The sequence below is a fragment of the Streptomyces corallincola genome (assembly GCF_019104725.1).
Taxonomy (GTDB): Bacteria; Actinomycetota; Actinomycetes; order Streptomycetales; family Streptomycetaceae; genus Streptomyces; species Streptomyces corallincola.
In genome coordinates, this window is the sequence record NZ_JAHRXF010000033.1 from 24,905 (window position 1) to 51,761 (window position 26,857).

Consider the following 26,857-nt stretch of genomic DNA (forward strand, 5'->3'; position numbering starts at 1 on the left):
AATGTATGGAGGAGATGTGCCCGGCCGCAACCAACTCCCCTTCTTGCCAGGCCAGTTCATGGTTACCCTAGGTAACAACCAATTCCGGCCAGCCCTTTCATCACCTGATGTCACGTTTTTTCGGTCAAGAGGTGACGTGGACTGTGACGCGGTTCACCCGTTCAAGTTCCTTGACTCCGCAGGTGATTGACGGAGAGTGGTGAATTCCGGACGCGCGGTGACCCTGTGCGCTGGTTGGTTCGATTCCGTTCCCCCGAGGGCGTGACCACCACCACAGCACGCCCGTTGTCCTCTTCATGAGCCCGCGACGTTCTCGGGCTCTGGACCGGGACCCGCCCGGCCCCCGCCACGCACCGCATCCCGAGGGAGCCACCGTGCCGCGCATGCTCGACGTCAGCGACGCCGTACGCGCCGAGATCGGCGACGAAGAAGCCGACCGGCTGCTCGCCGGAGAGAACGCTCCGGGCAGCTACGACTGCACCTCCTGCCGCACTCCGGGCGACTCCGGGCAGGAACGCACCAGCACCGTCCTGTTCGTCGGCGACGAGACCGCCGTCCTCGCCTTCGCCCACGCCGGGTGCCTGCCCTCCCAGGTCGTCCAGGTCACCGACGAGCAGCTGCGCGGCGCCGTCCGCTCCATCGGCGGCGACATCGGGGGCGAGGGGGGCCCGGCGGGCGCCGCGCCCGAGCAGGCCGTGCTCGGGGTCACCAGCGGACTGGTGCTGATCGAGGGCGAGTTGCACCCCGCGCTGGTGGTCGAGCCGACCGCGCCCATCGTGCGCCCCGGCTCCACCGGCATCGGCGACGACTTCCTGCCCCTCCTCATCGAGCAGGGCTTCATGCCGCTGACCGAGCTGGCCTCGGTGCCGCCGGTGCTGCACGGCTGGTCGGTGCTGCTGGCGGTCGGCCAGCTGCACGCGGTGCTCCAGCCCGCCGCCAACGGCGGCCAGCCGGTGGCCTGGTGGCAGGCGCACCAGCCGCTCCAGGTCACCGACGGCTGGCGGGCCGCCGCCAACAAGCACCAGCAGGTGCTGATGTTCGCGGCCCCCGTCGGCTCGGTCGGCCGCCAGCCGCGCGAGGACCTGCTGCGGGACGCCATCGACAAGGCGGCGGCCGGTGGCAAGCTGGTCGCGGCGGCGCTGCCGCTCGCGGGCACCTGATCCCACCGCGCCGCGGCCACGGCCCGCCGCACCCCCTCCCCCGGCGGGCCGTGCCCGGCGGGGGTCCCGCGCATCCCTTTGCGGCCCCGGTCGTTTGGAGAGGTGTGCACCCATACGACACCCCCCGCCGGTCCGCCTACCCCTCCGTCCCGTCCGCGCGCGCGGGCCAGGAGGGGCCGGGCGCGACCTCGGCCACGCCGATCTTCGACACGCTCTACGCGGAGTGGGGCAAGACCTTCCGTACGCTGCCGGGCGACCGCAGCGGCGAGGAGGAACTGGAGTTCAGCGCCTTCGGCAGCGCCCCGCACAGCACGGGGTCGTACCGCGCGAACTCCTACAGCGCCTACAGCGCGGGGGCGTACAGCGCCCGCAACGGCGGCCAGCAGCAGCCGCAGTGGCAACGGGTGGGCACGCTGGGGCGGCCGTCGGAGTCCGGTTCGCACTACGTCCCGGCGGCACTCCCGCCCGCACCCCGCCGGGGCGCCTGAACCGCCGCGCACCGAACACCCCGAACACACGGCGGGGCGGCCCCCGTTGACCGGAGGCCGCCCCGCACGCCGTACGACGGCTACTTCTTCTTGGCGCCCTTCGCGCCGCGCTTCTCGCGGACCCGGACCGAGATGTGGATCGGGGTGCCCGCGAAGCCGAACTCCTCGCGCAGCCGGCGCTCGATGAAGCGCCGGTAGCCCGCCTCGATGAAGCCGGAGGCGAACAGCACGAACCGGGGCGGCTTGGTGCCCGCCTGGGTTCCGAACAGGATGCGGGGCTGCTTGCCGCCCCGGACCGGGTGCGGGTGGGCCGAGACCAGCTCACCGAGGAAGGCGTTCAGACGGCCGGTCGGGACCCGGGTCTCCCAGCCGTCCAGCGCGGTCTCGATGGCCGGGACCAGCTTCTCCATGTGCCGCCCGGTACGCGCCGAGACGTTGACCCGGGGAGCCCAGGCGACCTGGGCCAGCTCGGTCTCGATCTCCCGCTCCAGGTAGTAGCGGCGCTCCTCGTCGAGGGTGTCCCACTTGTTGAAGGCGAGGACGACCGCGCGGCCCGCATCGACGGCCATCGTGACGATCCGCTGGTCCTGCACCGAGATGTTCTCCGAGGCGTCCAGCAGGATGACCGCCACCTCGGCCTTCTCCACGGCGGCGGCGGTGCGCAGCGAGGCGTAGTAGTCGGCGCCCTGCTGGAGGTGGACCCGCTTGCGGATGCCCGCGGTGTCCACGAACTTCCAGGTGACACCGCCGAGTTCGATCAGCTCGTCCACCGGGTCGCGGGTGGTGCCGGCCATCTCGTTGACGACGACGCGCTCCTCACCGGCCACCTTGTTCAGCAGCGAGGACTTGCCGACGTTCGGGCGGCCGATGAGCGCGATCCGGCGGGGTCCGCCGACCGCGGTGCCGAAGGACTGCTCGGGCGCCTCGGGCAGCGCCTCCAGGACGGAGTCCAGCATGTCGCCGGTGCCGCGCCCGTGCAGCGCGGAGACGGGGTGCGGCTCACCGAGGCCGAGGGCCCACAGATACGTCGCGTCGGCCTCGCCGCTCGGGCCGTCCACCTTGTTGGCGCACAGCACGACCGGCTTGCCCGCCTTGCGGAGCAGCCGGACCACGGCCTCGTCGGTGTCGGTGGCGCCGACCTTGGCGTCCACCACGAAGACGACCGCGTCGGCCGCCTCGATGGCGTACTCGGCCTGCGCGGCGACCGAGGCGTCGATGCCGAGGACGTCCTGCTCCCAGCCTCCGGTGTCCACGACCTTGAAGCGGCGGCCCGCCCACTCGGCCTCGTAGGTGACGCGGTCACGGGTGACGCCGGGCTTGTCCTCGACCACGGCCTCACGGCGGCCGATGATGCGGTTCACCAGCGTGGACTTGCCGACGTTGGGGCGGCCGACGACGGCGAGGACGGGCAGCGGGCCGTGACCGGCCGCCTCGATGGCACCCTCGACGTCCTCCGCGTCGAAGCCCTCCTCGGCGGCCAGCTCCATGAACTCCGCGTACTCGGCGTCGCCGAGGGCCCCGTGCTCGTACTCGTGGTCGGCCGAGCCGCCGGGCTCGATGTGGTCGTTCATGACGTGCGTACCTCGTCGTTCATCGTGGTGATCGGTGGAGCGTTCCCAGTGGGGAAGGTCCACTACTCGAGTGTGGCCCGGCGCCCGGTCAGGCGCCTGGCGTTTTCCAGGTGGTCGGTGAGCTGCTTCCGGATGCGCGCCGTCGCCTCGTCCAGCGCGGCCCGCGTCCGCCGTCCGCTGCCGTCGCCCGCGTCGAACGGGTCGCCGAAGACCACGTCGATCCGGGAGCGCAGCGGAGGCAGTGCCTTCACCAGCCGCCCGCCCTCCCCGGCGCTGCCCAGGACGGCGACCGGCACGACCGGCGCGCCGCTGCGCACCGCGAAGTAGGCGAGCCCGGCGCGCAGCGCGGCGAAGTCGCCCTCACCGCGGGTGCCCTCGGGGAAGATGCCCAGCACACCGCCCTGCTCCAGGGTGCCGAGCGCGCGGGTGATCGCGGTGCGGTCGGCGGCGGTGCGGTCCACCTCGATCTGGCCGATCCCGGTGAGGAAGGCGTCCAGCGGGCCGGTGAACGCCTCCTTCTTGATCAGGAAGTGGGTGGGCCGGGGCGCCACGCCCATGACCATCGGGCCGTCTATGTTGTGGGAATGGTTCACCGCGAGGATGACCGGGCCGCTCGCGGGCACCTTCCAGGCGCCGAGCACCCGCGGTCGCCACAGGCCGTACATCAGACCGACGCCGATGCGCCGCCCGACCTCGGCGCCCCGCTCGGAGGGCAGCTCGGCCCCGGCGGTCGTCCGGGCGGGGGCGGGGGTCACTTACCGGCCCGCTTCTCCTCGACCAGGGTGACGACACACTCGATCACCTGGGCGAGGGTCAGCTCGGTGGTGTCCACCTCGACCGCGTCACCGGCCTTGGCCAGCGGGGAGGTCTTGCGGCTGGAGTCGGCGGCGTCCCGCCGGATCAGCGCCTCACGGGTGGCGTTGACGTCGGCACCCTTCAGCTCGCCGCTGCGGCGGGCGGCGCGGGCCTCCGGGGAGGCGGTGAGGAAGATCTTCAGATCGGCGTCCGGCAGCACGGTCGTACCGATGTCCCGGCCCTCGACGACGATGCCACCGGCTCCGGCGGCGATGGTGCGCTGGAGCTCGGTGATCCGGGTGCGCACCTCGGGGACCGCGCTGACCGCGCTGACCTTGGAGGTGACCTCCTGGGTGCGGATCGGGGCGGCGACGTCCACGCCGTCCACGGAGATCGCCGGGGCGGACGGGTCGGTGCCGGAGACGATCTCCGGCTTGCCCGCCACGGCCGCTATGGCGGTCGGGTCGGTGAGGTCGATGCCGTTGGCCACCATCCACCAGGTGATGGCGCGGTACTGGGCGCCGGTGTCCAGGTAGCTCAGCCCCAGGTGGGCGGCGACGGCCCTGGACGTGCTCGACTTGCCCGTGCCGGAGGGGCCGTCGATCGCTACGACGACGGGCTTGGCGGTCGGGGCGCCGTTTTCCACGGGGGGACACCTTCCTGGTGCGGTGCGGGGTGCGGGGAGCGAGTGCGCCCCGCACAAGGTTACTGGGTTCGGGTGACCCGGAAGGACGGCAGTCCTCCCCGGCCACCCCGCACCCCGGCACACCCCGCTCCCCCGGCACACCGCGTACCTCGGCACACCCCGCACCCGGCCACCCGGCACGCCCCGCACCCGCCCGCCGGGGCGACCCGTGCCGCCGCGCCGTGCCCCCTCCTACTGCCGCAGCGCCCAGCCCCGCTCGCGCAGCGCCTCCTTCAGGAGCGGGGCGGCCTTCGGCTCGACCACCAGCTGCACCAGGCCCGCCTGCTGTCCGGCGGCGTGCTCGATGCGTACGTCCTCGACGTTGATCCCGGCGCGGTCGGCGTCCGCGAAGATCCGGGCGAGCTGGCCGGGCTGGTCGTCGATGAGGACGACGACGGCCTCGTACGCGCGCGGGGCGCTGCCGTGCTTGCCGGGCACCCGCACCTGGCCCGCGTTGCCGCGCCGGAGCACGTCGGCGACGCCCTGGCCGCCGGTACGGCGCTCGTCCTGGTCGGCGGACTGGAGCGCGCGGAGGGCGCGGACCGTCTCGTCGAGGTCGGCGGAGAGATCCGCGAGGATGTCCGCGACCGGGCCGGGGTTGGCGGAGAGGATGTCGATCCACATCCGCGGGTCGGAGGCGGCGATCCGGGTCACGTCCCGGATGCCCTGCCCGCACAGCCGTACGGCGGCCTCCTCGGCGTGCTCCAGGCGGGCGGCGACCATGCTGGACACCAGCTGGGGCATGTGGGAGACGAGGGCGACGGCACGGTCGTGGGCGACGGCGTCCATGACGACGGGGACGGCCCGGCAGTGCGAGACGAGTTCCAGGGCGAGGTTCAGCACCTCGGTGTCGGTGTCCCGGGTCGGGGTGAGCACCCAGGGGCGGCCCTCGAAGAGGTCGGCGGTGGCGGCCAGCGGGCCGGACTTCTCCCGGCCGGACATGGGGTGCGTGCCGAGGTACAGGGAGAGCAGGGCCGGGTCGAGGCCGCGTGCCTCCAGTTCGCGGCGCGGGCCGCCCTTGACGCTGGCCACGTCGAGGTAGCCGCGGGCCAGTCCGCGTTCCATCGCGTCCGCGAGGACGGCGGCCACGTGCGCGGGCGGCGCGGCGATCACGGCGAGGTCCACCGGCCCCTCGGGCGGCGCCCCGGTGCCCGCGCCCAGCGCGGCGGCGGTCCTGGCCTGCTCGGGGTCGTGGTCGTCCAGGTGGACGGTGACCCCGCGCGAGGTCAGGGCCAGCGCGGCGGAGGTGCCGATCAGACCGGTGCCGATGACGAGTGCGGTCCTCACTGGGCGATGTCCTTGCGCAGGGCGGCGGCGGCACCGAGGTAGACATGGGCGATGTCGGCGCGCGGCCGGTCGGACTCCACGTGCGCGAGGACCCGGACGGCGCGGGGCATGGCGCCCTCGATGTCGAGTTCCTGGGCGCAGATCAGGGGCACGTCCACGATGCCGAGCTTGCGGGCGGCGGCGGCCGGGAAGTCGCTGTGCAGATCGGGGGTGGCGGTGAACCAGATGCTGATCAGGTCGTCCGGGGTGAGCGCGTTGCGCTCCAGTACGGCGGTGAGCAGCGCACCCACCCGCTCGTCCATGTGACCGGCCTCGTCCCGTTCCAGTTGGACGGCTCCCCGGACCGCTCGTACCGCCACGGCGCTGCTCCTCGCTGACTCGGTTGCGCGGACTGCTGTTCCGCTGCTGCTGGTCCGTCCAGCCTAGTCAGCCCGCGCGGGACGGGCGCGCGCCGCCCGCGTTGCGAGACCGGGGGCGCCCCGGATGCGACCATGTGCCGGATCGCGGGCTTATCCGCCCTTTTCCGCGCTTTCGCGCACGTTCCGGGAGTGACGACATGACCTACAGCACGACCCGTCGCGCGGCCCTCGCCACCGGCGCCGCGGCGCTCGCCGTCTCCTGCGGCACCAACAACGGCGGCGGAGGCGGGGGCAGTTCCACGCCCCCCGGCACGTCCTCCGGCACGCCCTCCGCAGCGTCCTCCGCCGCACCTCCCGCCACGTCCTCGGGCAAGGGCACCGACCTCGGGGCGACCGCCGACATCCCGGTGGGCGGCGGCAAGGTGTTCAAGGACGAGAAGGTCGTGGTGACGCAGCCCGCGAAGGGCGAGTTCAAGGCCTTCTCCGCGGTCTGCACGCACCAGGGCTGCCTGGTGGACAAGGTCGCGGACGGCACCATCGACTGCCCGTGCCACGGCAGCCGGTTCAGCGCGACGGACGGTGCGGTGGAGCACGGTCCGGCGACCAGGCCGCTCCCCGCCAGGACGATCACGGTGGAGGGAAATTCCGTCCGCCTCCTCTGAGCGCCCGCGTACGCTCCCGGCATGCGGCCCGAGGACATCGTACGCGACCACACCGTCTACTCCTGTGTCATGGGGTCGCGGGCCTTCGGCCTGGCCACGGAGGGCAGCGACACCGACCGCCGGGGTGTCTTCCTCGCCCCCGCTCCCCTGTTCTGGCGCTTCGAGAAGCCGCCGGAGCATGTGGAGGGGCCGGGCGAGGAGGAGTTCTCCTGGGAACTGGAGCGGTTCTGCGCGCTGGCGCTGCGGGCCAACCCGAACATCCTGGAGTGCCTGCACTCCCCGCTGGTGGAACGGGTGACCGACACCGGCCGCGAACTCCTCGCGCTGCGCGGCGCGTTCCTCTCCCGCCGGGTGCACACCACGTTCATCCGGTACGCGGTCGCCCAGCGCCGCAGACTGGACGCGGACGTCCGCACCACCGGTGTCCCGCGCTGGAAGCACGCCATGCATCTGCTGCGGCTGCTGGAGAGCGCCCGTGACCTGCTGCGCACCGGGGAGCTGCGGATCGGGGTCGGGGAGAGCCGCGAGGCGCTGCTCGCGGTGAAGCGGGGCGAGGTGCCGTGGCCGGAGGTGGAGTCCCGGATGACCCGGCTCGCCGCCGAGGCGGACACGGCGCTCGACCGCACCCCGCTGCCGGACGAACCCGACCGGGCGCGGGTAGAGGACTTCCTGGTACGGGCCCGGCGGGCGTCGGTGCGGGAGCGCTGACCCGGTCCGCCGGACCGGGCGGGGTCAGCGTCCCCGCCGTATCCGCACCACGAAGTCGTGCAGGGCGTCCCGCGCGGTGGGGGTGTCGGGCAGGGGCGAGGCGGCCTGGGCCGCGTCCAGCACCGTGTGCAGCCGCTCCACGTCGGCCTCGGCGCGCCGGGGGTCGATGACGGCGCGTCCGTGCTCGCGCCCTGCCTTGGCGGCGATCAGCTCGGGGAGGTAGGCGGGCGCGGTCAACCGGTCGAGCAGGGTGGGCAGATGGGGCTGCACCTCGCCGGAGCGCATCAGGTGGATGCCAGTGAGCAGCACCCGGAACGTGTAGAGCAGCGGCTTGAGTTCGCCGGTCCTCTCGAAGAGCCGCCACTGGGTGGCGGCGAACCCCCGGTAGTGGTGGGCGTGGTGGACGGTGAGCACGCCGGGGGCGAGCGCGGCGAGTTCGCGGTGCGCCTCGCCGGTGTGCGCGACCAGCGGGGAGAGCAGCTGCTCCAGTACGTGGCCGTTGCGGCGGAGCATCAGCCGGACGAACTTGCGGACGTCGTGGGTGACGAGGTCCATCTCGACGCCGTGGCGCACCCAGACCCGGCTGCGGGTCTCCTCCGGCTCGCGCAGCCCGGTCAGGTCGGCGGTCGGCAGCAGGTGGGCGCCGCGCAGGTCCAGGTCGGAGTCCTCGGAGGGGAATCCGTACAGATGGGCTCCGGAGACGGTGGCGAACAGCAGCGGGTCGGGCTGTTCGGCGATCACCGGTGCCAGGTCCAGGTCCAGGGTGTCGATCATGCCGTCAAGCGTCCCAGAGCACTCCGAGCGCCGACAGGTCCGTTCGGTACTCGATCCGTTCCGCCCAGGCGGCGGGCCACGCCCCGGCGCCGAGCCAGGCGCCCGCGAACGCGCCGGTGAGGCAGGCGATGGAGTCGGAGTCGCCGGAGGAACAGGCGGCCCGGCGGAGCGCGGTGACGGGTTCGTCGGGGAACTGCAGGAAGCAGAGCAGCCCGGTGGCGAGCGCCTCCTCGGCGGTCCAGCCCGCGCCGGTGGCCAGACACGGGTCGAGTTCCGGTGAGGCGGTGCGTACGGCGTGCTCCAGGCGGCCCAGGATCTCCAGGCACTCGTCCCAGCCGCGCGCGGCGAAGTGCTCCGGCGTGGGGTCCTGGGCGCGGGTCCACAGGTCACCGAGCCAGGTGTGGTCGTAGCGGGTGCGGTGCTCGAACGCGTAGGAGCGCAGCCGTCCGACGAGTCCGGCCGGGTCGGCCCCGTCGGCGAGCAGCCGTACGGCGTGCGCGGTGAGGTCGGAGGCGGCCAGCGCGGTGGGGTGGCCGTGGGTGAACGCGGCCTGCGACTGGGCGGCGCCGGACCGCTGTTCGGGGCTCAGTCCGGGGACGAGCCCGACGGGCGCGACGCGCATGTTGGCGCCGCAGCCCTTGGAGTCGATCCGGCTGGCGTCCCGCCAGTCCCGGCCTTCCGCCTTGAGCAGTTCGCAGGCGGTGAGGCAGGTCCGGCCGGGTGCGCGGTTGTTGTCGGGCGAGAGGAACCACTCCACGAACTCCTCGCGCAACGGCCTCTCCAGGCGCTTCGGTGCGAGATACCCCCTGCTCATGGCGGTGGCGAGGGCCCGCCCCACGGAGAGCGTCATCTGTGTGTCGTCGGAGACGAACGCACGCTGGGGCAGCTCCATCTCCCGCCAGGGCCCGCACGTGGCGAGGATGGAGGGCACGTCGTTGAACTCGGTGGGGAAGCCGAGGGCGTCCCCGAGGGCGAGTCCGGTCAGCGATCCGGTGGCGGCGCGCTTGCCCGGCCGGGCGGTGGTCATGCCGGTGGTCATGGGGTACGTCCTTCCCTGGGCGGGCGGAGCAGGGGCGGGTGGAGTGCGGTGGCCGGTCCGGCGCGGTAGAGGGCGGCGGGTTTGCCGCGCCCCTGGGTGAGCCGGGCGGCGCCGGGCACGGGGGCGACGAAGCCGGGCACGGCGAGCGCCTTGCGGCGGAAGTTGGCCGCGTCCAGCGGGGTGTCCCACACCGTCTCGTAGACCTGGCGCAGCTCACCGAGGGTGAACTCGGGCGGGCAGAACGCGGTGGCGGCGCCGGTGTTCTCCAGCAGCGCGCGCACGCGTTCGCGGGCGTCGGCCAGGATGCGGTCGTGGTCGAAGGCGAGCGTCCCGGCGGCGGTGCAGGGCAGCCAGCGGGCCTGGGCCGCGTCGCCGCCGCCGCGCGGTTCGGGCGGGTCGGCCAGCAGCGCGGTGAAGGCGACCGAGACGACCCGCATCCGGGGGTCGCGGCCGGGCTCGCTGTAGGTGCGCAGCTGCTCCAGGCGCAGGCCGGGCAGGGCGTCGAGCCCGGTCTCCTCGGCGAGTTCGCGCCGGGCGGCGGTCTCGGCGGACTCGTCGGGCAGCAGGAACCCGCCGGGCAGCGCCCAGCGGCCCGCGTACGGCTCCTGCCCGCGCTCCACGAGGAGGACGTGCAGCGCGCCCGCCCGGACGGTGAGGACGGCCAGATCGACGGTGACGGCGAACGGCTCGTGGGCGTACTTGTCGTAACCGCGCACCCGACCCCCTCCGATTAATGGTCTTCTTGACCATAAAGGGTGAACAGGGTTCGTCACAAGCCCTGTTGGCCGTCGTAGGCGCATCAGCAAAGCGGCCCGCACCCCGGTGATCCGGGGTGCGGGCCGCGTGCGAGCCGCCGGTGGGAGGGGCGGGGAGAGCGGGCCTAGAGATCGACTTCCTTCATCAGCATGCCGACCTCCGTGTTGGACAGCCGCCGCAGCCAGCCCGACTTCTGGTCGCCCAGGGTGATCGGGCCGAAGGCGGTGCGGACCAGCTTGTCCACGGGGAAGCCCGCCTCCGCGAGCATCCGGCGCACGATGTGCTTGCGGCCCTCGTGCAGGACCACCTCGACCAGGTAGTTCTTGCCGGTCTGCTCCACCACCCGGAAGTGGTCGGCGCGGGCGTACCCGTCCTCCAGCTGGATGCCGTCCTTCAGGCGCTTGCCGAGGTCGCGCGGGATCGGGCCGACGATGTGCGCGAGGTAGGTCTTCTTCACGCCGTACTTCGGGTGCGTGAGGCGGTGCGCCAGCTCGCCGTGGTTGGTGAGCAGGATGACACCCTCGGTCTCGGTGTCGAGCCGTCCCACGTGGAACAACCGGGTCTCGCGGTTGGTGACGTAGTCCCCGAGGGACTGGCGGCCCTCCGGGTCCTCCATCGTGGAGACGACACCGGCGGGCTTGTTCAGCGAGAAGAACTGGTACGACTGCGTGGCGACGGTCAGCCCGTCCACCCGGACCTCGTCCTTCTCCGGGTCCACGCGGCGGCCCTGCTCCAGCACGATCTCGCCGTTGATCTCGACGCGGGCCTGCTCGATCAGCTCCTCGCAGGCGCGCCGCGAGCCGTAACCGGCACGGGCGAGGACCTTCTGCAGCCGCTCGCCCTCCTGCTCGGCACCGGGGAACGTCTTCGGGAGCTTCACGTCCTTCTTGTCGGCGTACCGCTCGCGGTTGCGCTCCTCGGCCCGCGCGTCGTACTCGCGCGAGCTGGCCGGAGCGGTCCGGCCGCGCCCTGTGCCCTGGGGCTGCCTCGGGCCACCCTTGGCACCGCCACGCGCGGCACCGCCCCGGCCCGACTTGGGGCCGTCCTGGGTGCCGCCGGGACCCACGTCGTAGCGGCGCTCCTCCGGGCGGGGCTTGCGGGGGCGGCCCTGCCCCTGCTGCCGCTCGTCCCGGTCGTTGCCGGCGCCGCGCTGGTTGCCGCGTCCGCTGTTCCTGCCGCTGCCGCTGCTTCGCATCAAGGTTTCCGTCTTAGTCGTCTGCGTCTTCGCCCCCGGGCGCGTCGGGCGCGTCGGGGTCGAACGACGGTACCCCCTCCAGCGTCTCGGCCTCGATCGCCTCCGCCTCCGGGAGGAAGGGGGCGAGTTCCGGCAGTTCGTCCAGGCCGCGCAGGCCCATCCGCTCCAGGAAGTAGTTCGTCGTCCTGTACAGGATCGCACCTGTTTCGGGTTCCGTGCCCGCCTCCTCGACCAGACCCCGCTGGAGGAGGGTGCGCATCACGCCGTCGCAGTTCACCCCGCGCACCGCGGAGACCCGGCTGCGGCTGACCGGCTGGCGGTACGCGACGACCGCGAGCGTCTCCAGCGCGGCCTGGGTGAGACGGGCGGTCTGCCCGTCCAGGGCGAGGCGTTCCACGGCGGGCGCGTAGGCGGCCCGGCTGTAGAAGCGCCAGCCGCCCGCGACGAACCGCAGCTCGAAACCGCGCCCCTGGGCGGTGTACTCGTCGGCCAGCTCCCGCAGCGCGTCCGCGACCCGGCGCCGGGGCCGCTCCAGGAGGCGGGACAGGTGCTCCTCGGTCGCGGGTTCGTCCACGACCATGAGGACCGCCTCCAGGGCGGGCTTGAGAGCGAGGTCCGCCACCGGGCTCGGCGCCTCCGGCAGCTCCGCGCGGTGCGCCTGGACGCGGGGCTCGTTCATGCCTTCTCCTTGGCCGGTGCCTCGGCGGGCCGGTCGAACTCGTCGGTGACTGTCGGCGCCGCCGTGCCGTCGCCGCCGGTCCAGCGCACGGTCAGCTCCCCGAGGGCGGTCTCCTGGTCGAGGGCGACGGCCTTGTCCCGGTACAGCTCCAGCAGCGCCAGGAACCGCGCCACGACGGTCAGGGTGTCGTCGGTGTCGTCCACCAGGTCCCGGAAGCTGGCCTCGCCCACCTCCCGCAGCCGCGCCACCACCAGGTCCGCCTGCTCCCGCACACTGACCAGCGGGGCGTGGATGTGGTCCACGTACACCTGCGGCCTGGGCCTCGGCTGCATCGCCTTCACCGCGAGCCGGGCGAACCCCTCGGGGCCGATGCCGATGACCACCTCGGGCAGCAGCGCGGCGTGCTCGGGCTCCAGGCCGACGGTACGGGGGTACCGGCGGGCCTCCTCGTCCAGCCGCTCGTTGAAGATGTCCGCGATCCGCTTGTACGCCCGGTACTGCAACAGCCGCGCGAACAGCAGGTCCCGCGCCTCCAGCAGCGCGAGATCCCCCTCGTCCTCCACCTCGGCGGCGGGCAGCAGCCGGGCCGCCTTCAGATCCAGCAGGGTCGCGGCGACGACCAGGAACTCCGTCGTCCGGTCCAGGTCCCAGTCCGCGCCCATCGCCCGGATGTGCGCCATGAACTCGTCGGTCACCTTCGACAGCGCCACCTCCGTGACGTCCATCCGGTGCTTGGCGATGAGCTGGAGCAGCAGGTCGAAGGGGCCCTCGAAGTTGGCGAGCCGGACCGTGAAGACGCCGGTGCGGGCGCCGTCGGCGGAATCGGCGGGGGCCGGGGGCCCGGCGTCGGTCTCCGGCACCGGCTCTCCGGTGTCCGGCCCGGCGGTGCCGGGGGCGTCCGCCTCGGGGACCGGCAGGGCCGCGGGCTCCGCGTCGGCCACCTCCGCGGGCCCCGCCGGTACGGCGGACGGAGCGGGGTACGGGTCCGGGCCCCGGCCCAGGGCTCGTCTGCGGGACGGGGGGCCGGGGTGGGGCACGTCGTTCGAGGTCATGGCCGTCGCAGGCTACCGCCCGGCGGGCGCCGGGACGGTCAGCGACCCCGCAGGCGGCGGACCAGGATGCTGGCTTCGCCGCGCGACTCCAGGTCGGCGAGGACCACGGCGACCGCCTCGCGGACGATCCGGCCCCGGTCCACGGCGAGGCCGTGCTCGCCGCGCAGCACCAGCCGGGCGTGTTCGAGGTCCATGAGTTCCTCGGCGGAGACGTACACGGTGATCTTCTCGTCGTGCCGTTCCCGGCCGCTGGGCCGCCGGGCCGGAGCCCGGCCGCGCTTGCGGGCGGGCTGCACGGTCTGGTCCGGCGCCCGGCCGGAGGCGCCGCCCGCGTCGGATGAACCTTCCTGCGCGGGTGCCCGGCGCCGGGCGGGCGAGGGGTGGGACTCACCGCTGTCGGCGGGTTCCGGTTCGGCCGCCGCGTGTTCGGCGCCCTCGCCGTCACCGCCCCGTACGGGCACGGACGGCGGCGCGTCCTCGGCCGCCGCCACGTCGTCGCTCTCCCCCGCGGGAGCCGGCACCCGAGCCTCGCCGCCCGCCGGACGCCGGGGCGAGGACGACTGCAGCGCCGTCCCCCCGGTCGTACGGAACAGTTCGTCGGCTCCGGGCAGACTCACTCGGCGTGACACCGGGCGAGCACCTCCCTGGCGAGCTGGCGGTAGGCGGCGGCGCCCACGGAGTTGGAGGCGTAGGTGGTGATGGGCTCACCGGCGACCGTGGTCTCCGGGAAGCGGACCGTACGCCCGATGACCGTGTGGTAGACGTGGTCGTCGAACGCCTCGACCACGCGCGCGAGGACCTCGCGGCTGTGCACGGTGCGCGAGTCGTACATGGTGGCGAGGATGCCGTCGAGCTCCAGCTCGGGGTTGAGCCGCTCCTGGACCTTCTCGATGGTCTCGGTCAGCAGGGCCACCCCGCGCAGCGCGAAGAACTCGCACTCCAGCGGCACGATCACCTTGTGCGCGGCGGTCAGCGCGTTGACCGTGAGCAGGCCGAGCGAGGGCTGGCAGTCGATCACGATGTAGTCGTAGTCGTCCATCAGCGGCTTCAGCGCCCGCTGGAGCGTGGACTCGCGCGCGACCTCGGAGACGAGCTGCACCTCGGCGGCGGACAGGTCGATGTTGCTGGGCAGCAGGTCCATGTTGGGGACCGCCGTCTTCAGCAGCACCTCGTCCGCCGACATGCCCCGCTCCATGAGCAGGTTGTAGACGGTGAGGTCCAGCTCCATCGGGTTGACCCCGAGCCCCACCGACAGCGCGCCCTGCGGGTCGAAGTCCACGAGCAGCACCCGCCGCCCGTACTCCGCGAGCGCCGCACCCAGGTTGATGGTGGACGTCGTCTTGCCGACGCCGCCCTTCTGGTTGCACATGGCGATGATCTTCGCCGGACCGTGGTCGGTCAGCGGCCCCGGAATCGGGAAGTACGGCAGCGGGCGCCCGGTCGGGCCCACCCGCTCGCGGCGCTGACGGGCCGCGTCGGGCGCGAGCGTCGCCGCGTACTCCGGATCGGGCTCGTACTCGGCGTCGGGGTCGTAGAAGTGCCCCTCGGGCAGGTCGTCGTAGTCGGCGAAGTGGTTGCGGGGCGCGCCACTTCCGTCGCCGGCCGTGCCGTTCACGTGATGGCCATCCATGCTCTGGTGTGCAGTCGGAGCCGGCTGCGGCCCCGGACTCTGGTGGGCTGCGAAGGTGCGCACCGCGACGGAGCCGACAGCCTCGATTCCCGCGGGACTGCCGTGGACCCGGACCGGCGTTCCTGGCCGACCGCCTCCGGGAGAAAATGTCGACTCATTCACAAGTCGTCTTACCTCCTTGGTGACCAGGGAACTTCTGGACAAGTCAGCGTGGCACCATGCCGACGGTTGGCGACTCTATGGCGTGTCGGCGGTCCGCAGCAACACAATCCGCCGGACCCGGCCGGATGTGTCGGCAATGAAACATCCCGCTGTCAAGGGCGTACGGCCGTCGCACAGCAGGTTTCACGGGTGTACGAATCGGTCGAAGCCTTACGTTCGAGGCGAGTTGACCGAGCGTCGCAAAGTGACCATACACACATCCGGCCGGACCTTGTCGGGCAAGGTCCGGCCGGACGCGCGGGGTTGACGTGCCGTGTTGACGAATCGCCTTTTCGGACCGGGTGACTTGGCGGTCCGCAGGTGCCGGGAGGTCAGCCGAGCAGCGAGGTCAGCTCCACGTGCTCCAGGCCGTGCGCCTCGGCGACCTCCTTGTAGACGACCTTGCCGTCATGGGTGTTGAGGCCGCGGGCGAGCGCGGCGTCCCGGCGCAGCGCCTCCACCCAGCCGTTGTCGGCGAGCGAGACGATGTACGGCAGCGTCGCGTTGGTGAGCGCGTTGGTGGAGGTGTTGGGCACCGCGCCGGGCATGTTGGCGACGCAGTAGAAGACCGACTCGTGCACCCGGAAGGTCGGCTCGGCGTGCGTGGTGGCGCGGGAGTCCTCGAAGCAGCCGCCCTGGTCGATCGCGATATCGACAAGGACACTTCCCGGCTTCATCCGGGCGACCAGCTCGTTGGTGACGAGCTTGGGGGCCTTGGCGCCGGGGATGAGCACGGCGCCGATGACGAGGTCGGCGTCGAGGACGGCCTTCTCCAGCTCGAAGGTGTTGGACATGATCGCCTTCACCCGGGTGCCGAAGACCTTGTCCGCCTCGCGGAGCTTGTTGATGTCCCGGTCCAGCAGGGTCACCTCGAAGCCCATGCCGACGGCGACCTGGGTGGCGTTCCAGCCGGAGACACCGCCGCCGATGACGACGGCCTTGGCCGGGGTGACACCGGGCACACCGCCGGGCAGCACACCGCGTCCGCCCGCCGGGCGCATCAGGTGGTAGGCGCCGACCTGCGGGGCGAGTCGGCCCGCGACCTCGGACATCGGGGCGAGCAGCGGCAGCGCGCGGTTCGGCAGCTCGACCGTCTCGTAGGCGATGGCGGTGGTGCCGGACTCGATGAGCGCGTCGGTGCACTCCTTGGAGGCGGCCAGGTGCAGGTAGGTGAAGAGGATCTGGTCCTTGCGGAGCCGGTGGTACTCCTCCGCCACCGGCTCCTTCACCTTGAGCAGCAGGTCGGCGGCGGCCCACACCTCGTCCGCGGTCTCCAGGATTCCGGCGCCCGCCGCGACGTACTCGGCGTCCGGGATCGAGGAACCGAGGCCGGCGCCGCGCTCGACGACGACCTGGTGGCCGTGGCGCACCAGCTCGTGCACACCGGCGGGGGTGATGGCCACCCGGAACTCGTTGTTCTTGACCTCGCGGGGGATGCCGACCTTCACGTGGATCACGGTCCTTGGCTCAGAGGGTGTGGGGATGCGTTTCATGACATACCCGGCCGCGCGCGGGCACACCGGGAGACACCGCAGGAGAACGAGCGGCAGAGCCAGTTTAATGAAGGTGTTCCCGCTGTCTAGCCTTTCATTGCTTTAATCGTCGCTGGATGCACTACGGATTTCGCAGGCATCCGCGTCCTGCTCGGGCTCGGGGCCCTTCTCCGGCTCCCCGGACGCGGGTCCGGACGCCTCCTCGTTCAGCATGCGCTCGGCCGCCGCCCGGTGCAGCAGGGCCGCCGTCGGGTCCCCGAGCCGGTCGAGGGTGTCGGCCAGCCGGAGCTGGAGGGCCGCCTGGAGCCGGGTGTCCTCGGCCCGGCGCGCCCACTCCACCGCCTCCTGGCAGGTGCGCAGCGACTCCTCGGGGCGGCCCGCGTACTCCTGGACCCGCGCCACCTCGCTGAGCGCCCGCGCGTGCGCGGCGACCGCGCCCTCCTTGCGGTATCCGGCCGCGGCCGCCCGCCAGCCGCGCAGCGCCTCGCCGTACCGGCCCGCGTAGGTGTGCGTGACCGCGATCCGGCCGTACAGCCGGGCGGCCTCGGTGCGCTCGCCGCGCGCCAGCCGCTCCGCGAGCGCCCGGCCGAACCAGTCGGCGGCCCGGTCGTGGTCGCCCAGCTCCTGGTGGGCACCGCCCACGGACTCCATCGCGCGCCCGGTGGCGTACGGGTCGCCCGCCAGCCGCCCGGCGTCCAGCGCGGCCCGGTAACGGGCGAGCGCGTCGTGGGTGCGGCCGGTCTGCGCGTCCAGGTCCCCGAGGTTGAGCAGCGCGGCGGCCTTCTCCCGGTGCAGTCCGCGCCGCTCGGCCACGTCGAGGACCAGCCCGTGCACGCCGTACAGGTCGGGGGCGGCGGCCTGGGTGCCGATGTGCGCGGCGACCGCGCGGACCAGCTGGGACATCAGCCGCCGGGCGAGGGTGTCCAGCTCGCCGTCGGCCACCGCGAGCCGTACGGCGGCCAGCAGCGCCGGACGCCGGACCCGCAGCCACTCGGCGGCGTCGCGCGGGGCGGCGAACCGCACCGCCTGCGGCATCTCCTGGAGCTTCTCGCGCGCCTGGGGGCTGTCGGTCTCGGTGATGGCCCGGCACGCCTGGAGCAGCCGTACGGTGCGTTCCAGCATCCGGGCGCGGGCGAGCTGGAGTTCGCCGGGCCGGTCCTGGCTCTCGGCGAGGGCGCGCAGCAGCGGGTGCAGCGAGCCGGGGATGGCGTACTCGGGCAGCGGGGAGTCCAGCGGGCGCAGCAGCCCGAGGGCGGCGAACTCCGCCAGCGCGGCCCGCGCGGCCTCCAGGGAGCACCCGGCGAGCGCGGACGCGGTGTGCGGGTCCACCAGACCGGCCGGGGCGAGGTGCAGCAGGCGCAGGGTGCGGGCGGCGCCGCCGGGCAGCAGGTCGTGCACCAGGCGCAGTACGCGGGCGAGCGGGGTGCTGTCGTCGGGCTCGGCGTGCAGGCGCTTGGCCAGGTCGGAGACGGCGGCCTGGGGGTGGGAGGCGAGCCAGCCACCGGCCAGGGTGAGAGCGGCCGGGTGGCCCTGGCAGGCTTCCGCGAGGCTCTCGGCGGAGCGGGGGTCCACGGTGACGCGGACGGAGCCGGTCCAGCGGGTGAGGAGTTCCACCGAGGACTTGGTGTCGAGGCCGCCCAGGGTGCAGGGGCGGACGTCCGCGATGCCGGTGAGCGGGCCGCCGGAGACGACGACGGCGAGGCAGTCCGGGGCGTCCGGGAGGAGGGCGTCCACCGGTGCGGCGCCGGGCGCGTCGTCCAGCAGGAGGAGGGCGCGGCGGCCGGTGAGCGCGGTGCGCAGCGCCTCGGTGAGTTCGTCCTCGGCGGCGCCCGCGGGGGCGTCCACGCCGAGTGCGGAGAGCAGGTCGCGGGCGGCGCGTTCGACGGGCACGGGGGTGCCGTCGGGTTCGGCGAGCGCGGTGCGCAGCACCCCGTCGGGGTAGCGGCCTGCGACCTCGCGGACGAGTTCCGCGGCGAGCGCGCTGCGCCCGGAGCCGGGGCGGCCCGCGACGAGCAGGACGCGGGCGCGGGGCGCCTTGCGGCCGGAGAGGGTGTCGAGTCCGGCGCGCTCGATGTCGGCGCGCAGTTCCTTCAGCTCTCTGGTGCGGCCCAGGAACTGGTCCGCCGTGGCGGGCTGCGCGGGCGTCCGCGCGCCTTCCGTGTCCACCGCCTGATCCGTCACGGGCCACACTCCCGTCCCACCGCGCGCAAAAGCCCGCCGGGTTGTCCGCAACGGGCGTTCGCCGAGCCTAGTTCACGCCTCCCGGCGTTCCCGGCGGAGCGCGGCGGGCACGTCCCCCGATCGGATCAGGCGATGGTCGGATCATCACCGTCCGCCCGGCGGCCCCACGGACCACCGGCCACCGTACGGCCGGGGGTGTCAGGCGGTGAACGGGCGGGCGGGCCAGGGTGCCTCGGCGGGCCGGAGCGCGTCGAGCCCGTCGCCGGAGCGGGCGGCGACCAGCGAAAGGACGCCCACGACCAGGCAGTTGTTGTGCACGTCCCCGGCGAGCACCCGGCGCACCAGTTCCTCGACCGGCACCCGCGCGTGCTCCATGTCGGTCTCCTCGTCCTCGGCCGCGAAGCGTTCGCCGTCGGCCGCGGAGAGGGTGCGGGCGAGGAAGATCCGGACGGCCTCGTCGCAGCCGCCGGGCGTGGTGTAGACGTCGGTGAGGACCCGCCAGTCCTCGGCCTTGACGTGGGCCTCCTCGTACAGCTCGCGCTGGGCGGCGTGCAGCGGGTTCTCGCCGGGTACGTCGAGCAGCCCGGCCGGGATCTCCCAGAGCCGGTGGCGCACGGGGTGGCGGTACTGGTTGATGAGCAGCACCCGGTCCTCGTCGTCCAGGGCGAGGACGGCGACCGAGCCGGGGTGGACCTGGTAGTCGCGGCCGGTGACGGAGCCGTCGGGCATGACCACCCGGTCGGTGCGGACCGAGGTCTTGGCGCCGGTGAAGGGGGTGGAGGTCGCGCGGACCTCCCACTCCTCGGCGGTGTCCCTGATGGTCATGACCTGTCCTCCCACGTGCGCAGACGAGACCGGGGCGGCCCCGCGCGGGGGCGCCCCGGCCACCGTACAGCGGCCGGGGCGCCCGGTGATCTTCGCGGGGCACCCGGCGCCGGGTGCCCCGGTTCACTCCGCGGCCGGGGCCGCCTTCAGCTGCCGCTCCACGGCCGCCTTCACCAGTCCGGCGAACAGCGGGTGCGGGCGGGTCGGGCGGGAGCGCAGCTCCGGGTGGGCCTGGGTGGCGACCAGATAGGGGTGGACGTCGCGCGGGTACTCGACGTACTCGACGAGCTTGCCGTCCGGGGAGGTGCCGGAGAACTGGATACCGGCCTTCTTCTCCAGTTCGCCGCGGTAGGCGTTGTTCACCTCGTAGCGGTGCCGGTGGCGCTCCTCCACGTACTCCTTGCCGTCGTACACCTCGCGGACGATGGAGCCCTCGGCCAGCTTGGCGGGGTACATGCCGAGCCGCATGGTGCCGCCCATGTCGCCCTCACCGGCGACGATGTCCATCTGCTCGGCCATCGTGGAGATCACCGGGTGCGGGGTGGCGGGGTCGAACTCGGTGGAGTTGGCGTCCGGGATGTCCGCAAGGCTCCGCGCGGCCTCGATGACGATGCACTGCAGGCCCAGGCAGAGGCCGAGCAGGGGGACGCCGTTCTCGCGGGCGAAGCGGATCGCGCCGACCTTGCCGAGCACGCCCCGGTCGCCGAAGCCGCCGGGGATGCAGATGCCGTCCACGTCGCCGAGCTGCTCGGCGGCGCCCGCCGGGGTCTTGCAGTCGTCGGAGGTGACCCACTTGATCCTGACGCGGGCCTTGTTGGCGAAGCCTCCGGCGCGCAGCGCCTCGGTCACCGACAGATAGGCGTCGGGCAGGTCGATGTACTTGCCGACCAGGGCGAGGGTGATCTCGTGGTCGGGGTTGTGCACCCGGTCCAGCAGGTCGTCCCAGGTGGTCCACTCCACGTCCCGGAAGGGCAGGTCGAGCTTGCGCACCACGTAGGCGTCCAGGCCCTCGGAGTGCACGACCTTCGGGATGTCGTAGATGGAGCGGGCGTCGGGGCAGGCGACGACGGCGTCCTCGTCCACGTCGCACATCAGCGAGATCTTGCGCTTGATGGCGGTGGGCACCTCGCGGTCGCAGCGCAGCACGATCGCGTCGGGCTGGATGCCGATGTTGCGCAGCGCGGCCACCGAGTGCTGGGTGGGCTTGGTCTTCAGCTCGCCCGAGGGGCCGATGTACGGCAGCAGGGAGATGTGCACCACGAAGACGTTGTCCCGGCCGACCTCGTGGCGGACCTGGCGGACGGTCTCCAGGAACGGCAGCGACTCGATGTCGCCGACGGTGCCGCCGACCTCGGTGATGACGACGTCCACCTCGTCGGTGGCCATGCGCCGGATGCGGTGCTTGATCTCGTTGGTGATGTGCGGGATGACCTGCACGGTGTCGCCCAGGTACTCGCCGCGCCGCTCCTTGGCGATCACCGTGGAGTACACCTGGCCGGTGGTGACGTTGGCGGAGCCGTCGAGGTCACGGTCGAGGAAGCGCTCGTAGTGGCCGATGTCCAGGTCGGTCTCGGCGCCGTCGTTGGTGACGAACACCTCACCGTGCTGGAAGGGGTTCATCGTGCCGGGGTCCACGTTCAGATACGGGTCGAGCTTCTGCATCACGACGCGCAGCCCGCGGGCCTTGAGCAGCATGCCCAGGCTGGAGGCGGTCAGGCCCTTGCCGAGCGAGGAGGCGACACCCCCGGTGACGAAGATGTGCTTGGTCGTCGAGGATTTCGGCTTCATGGCCAAGAGGGGGCTCCCGTGGTCGCGGTCCAGTGATGCGGAACGGCTGCCGGCCGAGGGGCCACTCGCGTTCCCGTCGGGGAGGCGCCGTCGCTGCGGTTCGGGGGTTTTTCTCCCACCGGTCCACGGGCTACCAGCGTATCAGCGCCCGGAGGGGATGGCTCCCGGCCGCCCGCCCCGCCCCTGATCCGGGCCCCGCTAGGGCCTGTCTTCAAACTCTCCTCGTCGTCCGGAGGACGGCCCCGCGGCGTTCGGTGCGTGCTCTCGGCGTGCCGGCCGTGATCCCTCGTACTGGGCGTACTCGGGGTCGCGGCCGGTGCGGCGAGAGGGCGTGCCGGGCGTCGTGGGGCAGAGGGGAGTTTGAAGACAGGCCCTAAGGCCCCCGTCACCGGGCCGGTACGGGCCTGCCACGGCCCCGGCGCGGGCCCGGACACCGGTCCGCCGGGACGCCCGCCGCCACCTCGGCGGTCACAGAGTTCTCACCCGGTGCTCACCCGTTCGGCTCACACGGGTTGCCCGGAGCGGCACGCGGATCATCTACGTGCGTCGTATCCTGCTCGGACGTTCACCTGCCGGGCCCGGCCGGATCGACGGCACACCCCCGCCGGTATCCGCTTCGGAACAACGAGAGCGCGGCAGGTCGTTGAGTGAGGACCGTCGTTTTGCCTCAGGGCTCGGCGGACTGCTTTGCTTCACCGCTCAACGACGCACAACAACACCCCCCAATGACCGCATCAGCGACAGCCCCCTGCGCGGGGGGTGACGTGGCCGTTCGACTGGAGTTGCACGTGGCCGGGCGCATCGAGGACTACGCACTCATCGGAGACATGCAGACCGCCGCACTGGTCTGCCGGGACGGCACGGTGGACTGGCTGTGCCTGCCCCGCTTCGACTCGCATGCCGTCTTCGCCGGCCTGCTGGGCACCGAGGAGCACGGCTTCTGGCGGCTCGGACCGGCGTACGCGGCCGACGCGCAGCCTCCGACGGCCGCACGGCGCGGCTACCGGGGCGACTCGCTGATCCTGGAGTCCGAGTGGGACACCCCGCGCGGCACGGTCCGCGTGACGGACTTCATGCCCCCGCGCGACGGCGCCCCCCAGCTGGTCCGCATCGTGGAGGGCGTCACCGGCCGGGTCCCGATGCGCTCCGCGCTGCGCATGCGCTTCTCCTACGGCCGGGTGGTGCCCTGGGTGCACAAGCACGACGGCCGCACGGTCGCCGTCGCGGGCCCGGACAGCGTGTGGTTCGACACGGAGGCGGAGACCTTCGGCAAGGCCCTCACGACGTACGCCGACTTCACGGTGGCGCCCGGCGACCGGATCGCGTTCACCATCTCCTGGGAGCCCTCGCACCGCGAGCCGCCCGCGCTGCCCGAGCCGGAGGCGTCGCTGCGCGCCACCGAGGACTTCTGGCGGGACTGGGTCGGCCAATGCACCTACCACGGCCCCTACCGGGAGGCCGTCGTCCGCTCCCTGATCACGCTGAAGGCGCTCACCTACGCCCCCACCGGCGGCATCGTCGCCGCCCCCACCACCTCGCTCCCCGAGGACATCGGGGGCGTGCGCAACTGGGACTACCGCTACACCTGGCTGCGGGACGCGGCGATCACGCTCTCCTCGCTGCTGCGCACCGGCTACCGCGAGGAGGCCCGCGCCTGGCGCGAGTGGCTGCTCCGCGCCGTCGCCGGTGACCCGGAGAACCTCCAGATCATGTACGGCATCGCGGGCGAGCGCGAGCTGGGCGAGGCCGAGCTGGACTGGCTGCCCGGCTACGAGAACTCCGCCCCGGTCCGCGTCGGCAACGGCGCCGCCCACCAGCTCCAGCTCGACGTGTACGGCGAGGTCACCGAGGCGCTGCACCTGGCGCACATGACGGGCCTGGCCCGCAACGACTACGCCTCGCTGCTCCAGCTGAAGCTGATCCGCTACCTGGAGGACCACTGGCAGGAGCCGGACGAGGGCATCTGGGAGGTGCGCGGCCCGCGCCGCCACTTCGTGCACTCCAAGGTGATGGCCTGGGTCGCGGTGGACCGCACCATCAAGCTGATCGAGTCCGGTGACGCGGACGGCCCGCTGGAGCGCTGGCGCGAGCTGCGCGACGACATCCACCGGGACGTCTGCGAGAAGGGCTTCGACCAGGAGCGCAACACCTTCACCCAGTCCTACGGCTCCAAGGAGCTGGACGCCTCCCTGCTGCTGATCCCGCAGATGGGCTTCCTGCCCCCGGACGACAAGCGGGTCATCGGCACCATCGAGGCGATCCAGCGCGAGCTGTCCACCTCGGACGGTTTCATCCTGCGCTACCCCACCGAGGGCGACAGCGAGGGCGTGGACGGCCTCCCCGGCGACGAGGGCGCCTTCCTCGCGTGCTCGTTCTGGATGGCCGACGACCTGGCGATGATCGGCCGCGTGGACGAGGCCCGCAAGCTGTTCGAGAAGCTCCTCGCCCTCCGCAACGACCTCGGCCTCCTCGCCGAGGAGTGGGACCCGCGCCTCCAGCGCCAGGTGGGCAACTTCCCGCAGGCGTTCAGCCACGTCCCGCTGATCGACACCGCCCTCCGGCTCACCGCCTCCGGGGCGTACGGGGGCTGAGCCGGGCCGGTGGTCCGCGCGCTGTTCCCGGGACGTTCGCGCAGGTAGCGTCCGGTGCATGGAGAGCGGTGCGGAGAGCGGGCCCGGCGGCGGGATCACCGTGCGGCGGGCGCTGGAGCTGCCCGGCCTGCGCGGCGGGCTGCCGGAGATCGTCGCGGGCGGCGACCGGCTGGGCCGTACGGTGCGGTGGGTGCACGCCGGTGAGGTGCCCCACATCGCCTCGCTGCTCAAGGGCGGCGAACTGCTGCTGACCACGGGCTACGGCCTGGGCACCCGGCCCGCCGAGCAGCGGGCGTTCGTGCGCACGCTGGCCGAGCGCGGGATCGCCGCCCTGGTCGTGGAGCTGGGACCGCGCTTCGCCCGGCTCCCGGCCGCGCTGGTGGACACCGCGCGCTCACTGGGCCTGCCGCTGGTCCAGCTGCACCGCGAGGTGCCGTTCGTCACGGTCACCGAGGAGATCCACACCGAGATCGTCAACGGGCACTACGCGCTGCTCCGGCGCGCCGAGGAGGTGCACCGGCGCTGCACGGGCGCGCTGCTCGACGGGGGCGGGGTGCCGAAGGTGCTGGAGATCCTGGCCGGGTTCGGCGGCAACCCGGTGTTCCTGGAGACCGTGGACGGGCGGCTGCTGTACGCGGCCGGTGCCGGACCCGAGGGCACCGACCCGCTCCAGGTGTGGGAGGGGCTGCGCGGCCCGCTGAAGGAGGCGCCGCCGCCCGCAGGTTCGGTGCTGGTGGACGTGCCGGGCGGTACGGCGGGCGCCGGGTCGGTGCGGGCCCGGCTGGTGCTGCTGCCGGTGCGCGGGCCGCTGGGCGCGGTGCACCGGATGGCCACCGAGCGGGCCGCGGGCATCCTCGCCGTGGTGCTGATGCAGGCCCGGCAGGAGGACGAACTCACGGCGCGCGGCCGGGGCGACTTCCTCACCGATCTCGCCGAGGGCCGGGTCGCCGCGCGGGACGCGCCCGCGCAGGCCAGGGTCCTCGGCTTCAGACCGGGCACCGGCCCGCTGCTGCCGGTGGTCATGCGGATCGGCGGCGCGCCGGGCGGTGAGGGCACCGGCGGCGCGGAGTACGGCGCGAACTGGGCGGCGCTGGCCCGCGCGGTCGCGGAGGAACTGGCCGCGGTGGGCGTGCCGGTGCTGCTGGGTGTGCGCCCGGTGGAGGGCCGGGTGCCGGTGCTGGCCGGGCTGCGCGGCGCGGCGGAGCGTCCGGCGGTCGCGGACCGGGTCGCGGCGGCCCTCAAGGCGGGTGCCGAACGCGCCGGTGCGGTGCGGCCGGGCGCCCCGCCGCCGGTCGTGGTGGTCGGCGCGGCCGGTGACTGGACGGCGGCCTCGGCGGGGCTGCGGCACGCGGCCGAGACGGCGACGGCCGCGCAGGGCCTGACCGACCGGCCCTGGTACGACGCGCGGCGCCTCGACATCGACCTGCTGCTGTGGCGGCTGCGCGACCACCCCGGCCTGGCCGCGTTCGTGGACCGCGCCATCGGCCCGCTCCGCGACCACGACCGGCGCGCCCGGCCGCCGCTGCTGCCCACCCTGGAGACGTATCTCGCGCACGCGGGCCGCAAGGCGGAGACCGCCCGCGAACTCCACCTCAACCGGCAGACCCTCTACAACAGGCTCGCCCGCATGGGGGAGTTGCTCGGCACCGACCTGGACGACCCGGAGACGGTGATGGCGCTGAGTCTGGCACTGCGGGCCAGGCGGCACGTGCGGTAGGCGGTGGGTGGGTACGTGCGGTGAAGGCCGGGGTGCCGGGGGCGCGGGTCAGGCGAGTGGCCGGGGCTGTGTCAACTCATCGTAGACAGCGAGCACTTGGGTCACCGTCTCGTCCTCCGTCGGCCAGGTCAGGGCCTGTTCGGCGCCGCGTGCGCGCAGCAGTTCGCGGCGCGCGGGGTCGGCGAGCAGGGCGGTGACGGTGTCGGCGAGGGTCAAGTGATCCCCGTACGGGACGAGTTCGGCCGCGTCGCCGACGAGGTCGGGGATGCCGCCGACACGGGTGGCGACCAGCGGCACCCGGGCACGCAGCGCCTCCTGGGCGAGGAGGGAGCGGGATTCCCAACTGCTGGTCACCAGCGCCAGATCGGCCGCGGCGAGCAGGTCCGGCACGTCCTCGCGCCGTCCCAACAGCCTTACCGGCAGCGCCTCTTCCTCGATACGGCGCTGCAACTCCGGTCGCAGCGGCCCCTCCCCCGCGACGACGACCAGCGGGGCGGGGTCGAGGTCGCGCCAGGCGCGGGCCGCGTCCAGCAGGGTGCCGTAGCCGCGCTCGGTGTCGAGGGAGCCGACCGCCATCAGCAACGGGCGCCCGGTGGCGCCGAGTTCGGCGCGGACCTTGGGGCGTTCCCGGTCCGGGTCGGCCGGGCGGGGCCGGGGCACGGGCAGCGCCGAGGCGGCGAGCCGGGCGTCCCGCGCGCCCGTGCGGCGGGCCCGGTCCACGAGGTCGGAGGTGGTGCCGAGGACGATCGTCGCCGCTCTGGCCACCCGGCGCTCCAGCAGCCGCAGCAGGTGGGCCCGCGCGCCCTGGGCGTGGGCGCGGTCGTGCCAGGTGACGACCAGCGGGGTGCTCCGGCCGCCGAGGGCGAGCGCTGCGCGGAACGAGGCGTGCAGGCCGTGCGCGTGGACGAGGTCGGCGCCCGTGCAGGCGGCCCGGAGCGCGGCCACCGAGGCGGGGTCGCTGCTGCGCGGCACGGGCACGTGGTCGGCACCGGTGCCGGTGAAGTCGTAGGCGTGGTCGGCTCCGGCGGGCGCGCACACGGTGACCCCCACCCCGCGCGCGACCAGTCCGGCGGCCAGCGACCGCACGTGCGCGCCGCTGCCCGCGTTGCCCCCGCCCAGCACCTGCACGGTGCGCAGCGGCGGGCGGCCGTGCGCTGCGGTGCTGCGGACGAGACTCACGGGGCTCACGGGGCCGGGGCTCCTGACTCGGCGCGGACGGTC

23 protein-coding genes and 1 pseudogene are annotated in these 26,857 nt (G+C 73.5%); 6 read left to right on the top strand and 18 right to left on the bottom strand.

Going from position 1 to position 26,857, the window contains the following annotated elements; translation table 11 throughout:
* Positions 1–374: 374 nt before the first annotated feature.
* Positions 375–1,160: a DUF8842 C-terminal domain-containing protein gene (locus KUM39_RS19745; RefSeq protein ID WP_217787061.1), complete on the top strand. Its 786-nt coding sequence runs from the start codon at positions 375–377 to the stop codon at positions 1,158–1,160.
* Between the two features lie 104 nt (positions 1,161–1,264).
* Positions 1,265–1,648 carry a hypothetical protein gene (locus tag KUM39_RS19750; RefSeq protein WP_217787062.1) on the top strand — a complete coding sequence of 128 codons (384 nt, stop codon included), beginning with the start codon at positions 1,265–1,267 and terminating at the stop codon, positions 1,646–1,648.
* 80 nt (positions 1,649–1,728) lie between these two features.
* On the opposite strand, the gene der is transcribed toward KUM39_RS19750, so the two are convergent.
* The 5 genes from der to aroH form a co-directional block, all read right to left on the bottom strand.
* The gene (gene der / locus KUM39_RS19755; RefSeq protein ID WP_217787063.1) at positions 1,729–3,219 is read right to left on the bottom strand and encodes a ribosome biogenesis GTPase Der; all 1,491 of its coding nucleotides are present in this window, start codon (positions 3,217–3,219) and stop codon (positions 1,729–1,731) included.
* Between the two features lie 62 nt (positions 3,220–3,281).
* Complete coding sequence (locus KUM39_RS19760; protein WP_217787088.1) at positions 3,282–3,884, bottom strand: lysophospholipid acyltransferase family protein; 603 nt, start codon at positions 3,882–3,884, stop codon at positions 3,282–3,284.
* Between the two features lie 86 nt (positions 3,885–3,970).
* The gene (gene cmk, locus KUM39_RS19765) at positions 3,971–4,660 is read right to left on the bottom strand and encodes a (d)CMP kinase (protein ID WP_217787064.1); all 690 of its coding nucleotides are present in this window, start codon (positions 4,658–4,660) and stop codon (positions 3,971–3,973) included.
* 231 nt (positions 4,661–4,891) lie between these two features.
* Positions 4,892–5,986, bottom strand: coding sequence for a prephenate dehydrogenase (locus tag KUM39_RS19770; protein ID WP_217787065.1), 1,095 nt, complete (start codon positions 5,984–5,986; stop codon positions 4,892–4,894).
* Positions 5,983–6,345 (bottom strand): chorismate mutase, encoded by a 363-nt coding sequence (gene aroH / locus KUM39_RS19775; protein ID WP_217787066.1) that lies wholly within the window; start codon positions 6,343–6,345, stop codon positions 5,983–5,985. Before aroH ends, KUM39_RS19770 begins: the two co-directional genes overlap by 4 nt.
* A 197-nt stretch (positions 6,346–6,542) precedes the next feature.
* Here aroH and KUM39_RS19780 point away from each other — a divergent pair, with 197 nt between their 5' ends.
* The gene (locus KUM39_RS19780; protein WP_217787067.1) at positions 6,543–7,007 is read left to right on the top strand and encodes a Rieske (2Fe-2S) protein; all 465 of its coding nucleotides are present in this window, start codon (positions 6,543–6,545) and stop codon (positions 7,005–7,007) included.
* Between the two features lie 21 nt (positions 7,008–7,028).
* A pseudogene (locus KUM39_RS19785) lies at positions 7,029–7,808 on the top strand (nucleotidyltransferase domain-containing protein); the annotation flags it as partial.
* Here KUM39_RS19785 and KUM39_RS19790 read toward each other — a convergent pair.
* From KUM39_RS19790 to pyrG, 12 genes are all read right to left on the bottom strand, one after another.
* Entirely contained in the window at positions 7,740–8,489 is a 750-nt protein-coding gene (locus KUM39_RS19790; RefSeq protein ID WP_217787069.1) for a nucleotidyltransferase domain-containing protein, read from the bottom strand. The pseudogene KUM39_RS19785 and the gene KUM39_RS19790 overlap by 69 nt on opposite strands.
* A 4-nt stretch (positions 8,490–8,493) precedes the next feature.
* Positions 8,494–9,516, bottom strand: a complete 1,023-nt coding sequence (locus KUM39_RS19795; protein ID WP_217787089.1) for an ADP-ribosylglycohydrolase family protein — start codon at positions 9,514–9,516, stop codon at positions 8,494–8,496.
* 8 nt (positions 9,517–9,524) lie between these two features.
* Positions 9,525–10,244 (bottom strand): NUDIX hydrolase, encoded by a 720-nt coding sequence (locus KUM39_RS19800; protein ID WP_308288180.1) that lies wholly within the window; start codon positions 10,242–10,244, stop codon positions 9,525–9,527.
* 164 nt (positions 10,245–10,408) lie between these two features.
* Positions 10,409–11,479, bottom strand: coding sequence for a pseudouridine synthase (locus KUM39_RS19805; RefSeq protein ID WP_217787070.1), 1,071 nt, complete (start codon positions 11,477–11,479; stop codon positions 10,409–10,411).
* Positions 11,480–11,492: 13 nt separating this feature from the next.
* On the bottom strand, positions 11,493–12,158 hold the full coding sequence (gene scpB, locus KUM39_RS19810) for an SMC-Scp complex subunit ScpB (RefSeq protein ID WP_217787071.1): 666 nt from the start codon (positions 12,156–12,158) through the stop codon (positions 11,493–11,495).
* On the bottom strand, positions 12,155–13,210 hold the full coding sequence (locus KUM39_RS19815; protein WP_217787072.1) for a segregation and condensation protein A: 1,056 nt from the start codon (positions 13,208–13,210) through the stop codon (positions 12,155–12,157). Before KUM39_RS19815 ends, scpB begins: the two co-directional genes overlap by 4 nt.
* A gap of 38 nt (positions 13,211–13,248) precedes the next feature.
* Positions 13,249–13,839 (bottom strand): hypothetical protein, encoded by a 591-nt coding sequence (locus tag KUM39_RS19820; protein WP_217787073.1) that lies wholly within the window; start codon positions 13,837–13,839, stop codon positions 13,249–13,251.
* Complete coding sequence (locus KUM39_RS19825; RefSeq protein ID WP_246620428.1) at positions 13,824–14,840, bottom strand: ParA family protein; 1,017 nt, start codon at positions 14,838–14,840, stop codon at positions 13,824–13,826. Before KUM39_RS19825 ends, KUM39_RS19820 begins: the two co-directional genes overlap by 16 nt.
* A gap of 533 nt (positions 14,841–15,373) precedes the next feature.
* Complete coding sequence (gene ald, locus KUM39_RS19830) at positions 15,374–16,498, bottom strand: alanine dehydrogenase (RefSeq protein WP_217787074.1); 1,125 nt, start codon at positions 16,496–16,498, stop codon at positions 15,374–15,376.
* Positions 16,499–16,636: 138 nt separating this feature from the next.
* The gene (locus KUM39_RS19835; RefSeq protein WP_217787075.1) at positions 16,637–18,715 is read right to left on the bottom strand and encodes a tetratricopeptide repeat protein; all 2,079 of its coding nucleotides are present in this window, start codon (positions 18,713–18,715) and stop codon (positions 16,637–16,639) included.
* A 198-nt stretch (positions 18,716–18,913) separates the two neighbouring features.
* Positions 18,914–19,540 carry an NUDIX domain-containing protein gene (locus KUM39_RS19840; protein ID WP_217787076.1) on the bottom strand — a complete coding sequence of 209 codons (627 nt, stop codon included), beginning with the start codon at positions 19,538–19,540 and terminating at the stop codon, positions 18,914–18,916.
* 123 nt (positions 19,541–19,663) lie between these two features.
* Positions 19,664–21,328, bottom strand: coding sequence for a CTP synthase (pyrG, locus tag KUM39_RS19845; RefSeq protein ID WP_217787077.1), 1,665 nt, complete (start codon positions 21,326–21,328; stop codon positions 19,664–19,666).
* A 788-nt stretch (positions 21,329–22,116) separates the two neighbouring features.
* On the opposite strand from pyrG, the gene KUM39_RS19850 reads away from it, so the two are divergent.
* Positions 22,117–23,919, top strand: coding sequence for a glycoside hydrolase family 15 protein (locus tag KUM39_RS19850; protein ID WP_217787092.1), 1,803 nt, complete (start codon positions 22,117–22,119; stop codon positions 23,917–23,919).
* Between the two features lie 58 nt (positions 23,920–23,977).
* Positions 23,978–25,636 carry a PucR family transcriptional regulator gene (locus KUM39_RS19855; protein ID WP_217787078.1) on the top strand — a complete coding sequence of 553 codons (1,659 nt, stop codon included), beginning with the start codon at positions 23,978–23,980 and terminating at the stop codon, positions 25,634–25,636.
* A gap of 48 nt (positions 25,637–25,684) precedes the next feature.
* Here KUM39_RS19855 and KUM39_RS19860 read toward each other — a convergent pair whose 3' ends face one another.
* On the bottom strand, positions 25,685–26,815 hold the full coding sequence (locus KUM39_RS19860; protein ID WP_372455789.1) for a glycosyltransferase family 4 protein: 1,131 nt from the start codon (positions 26,813–26,815) through the stop codon (positions 25,685–25,687).
* Positions 26,816–26,857: the final 42 nt, after the last annotated feature.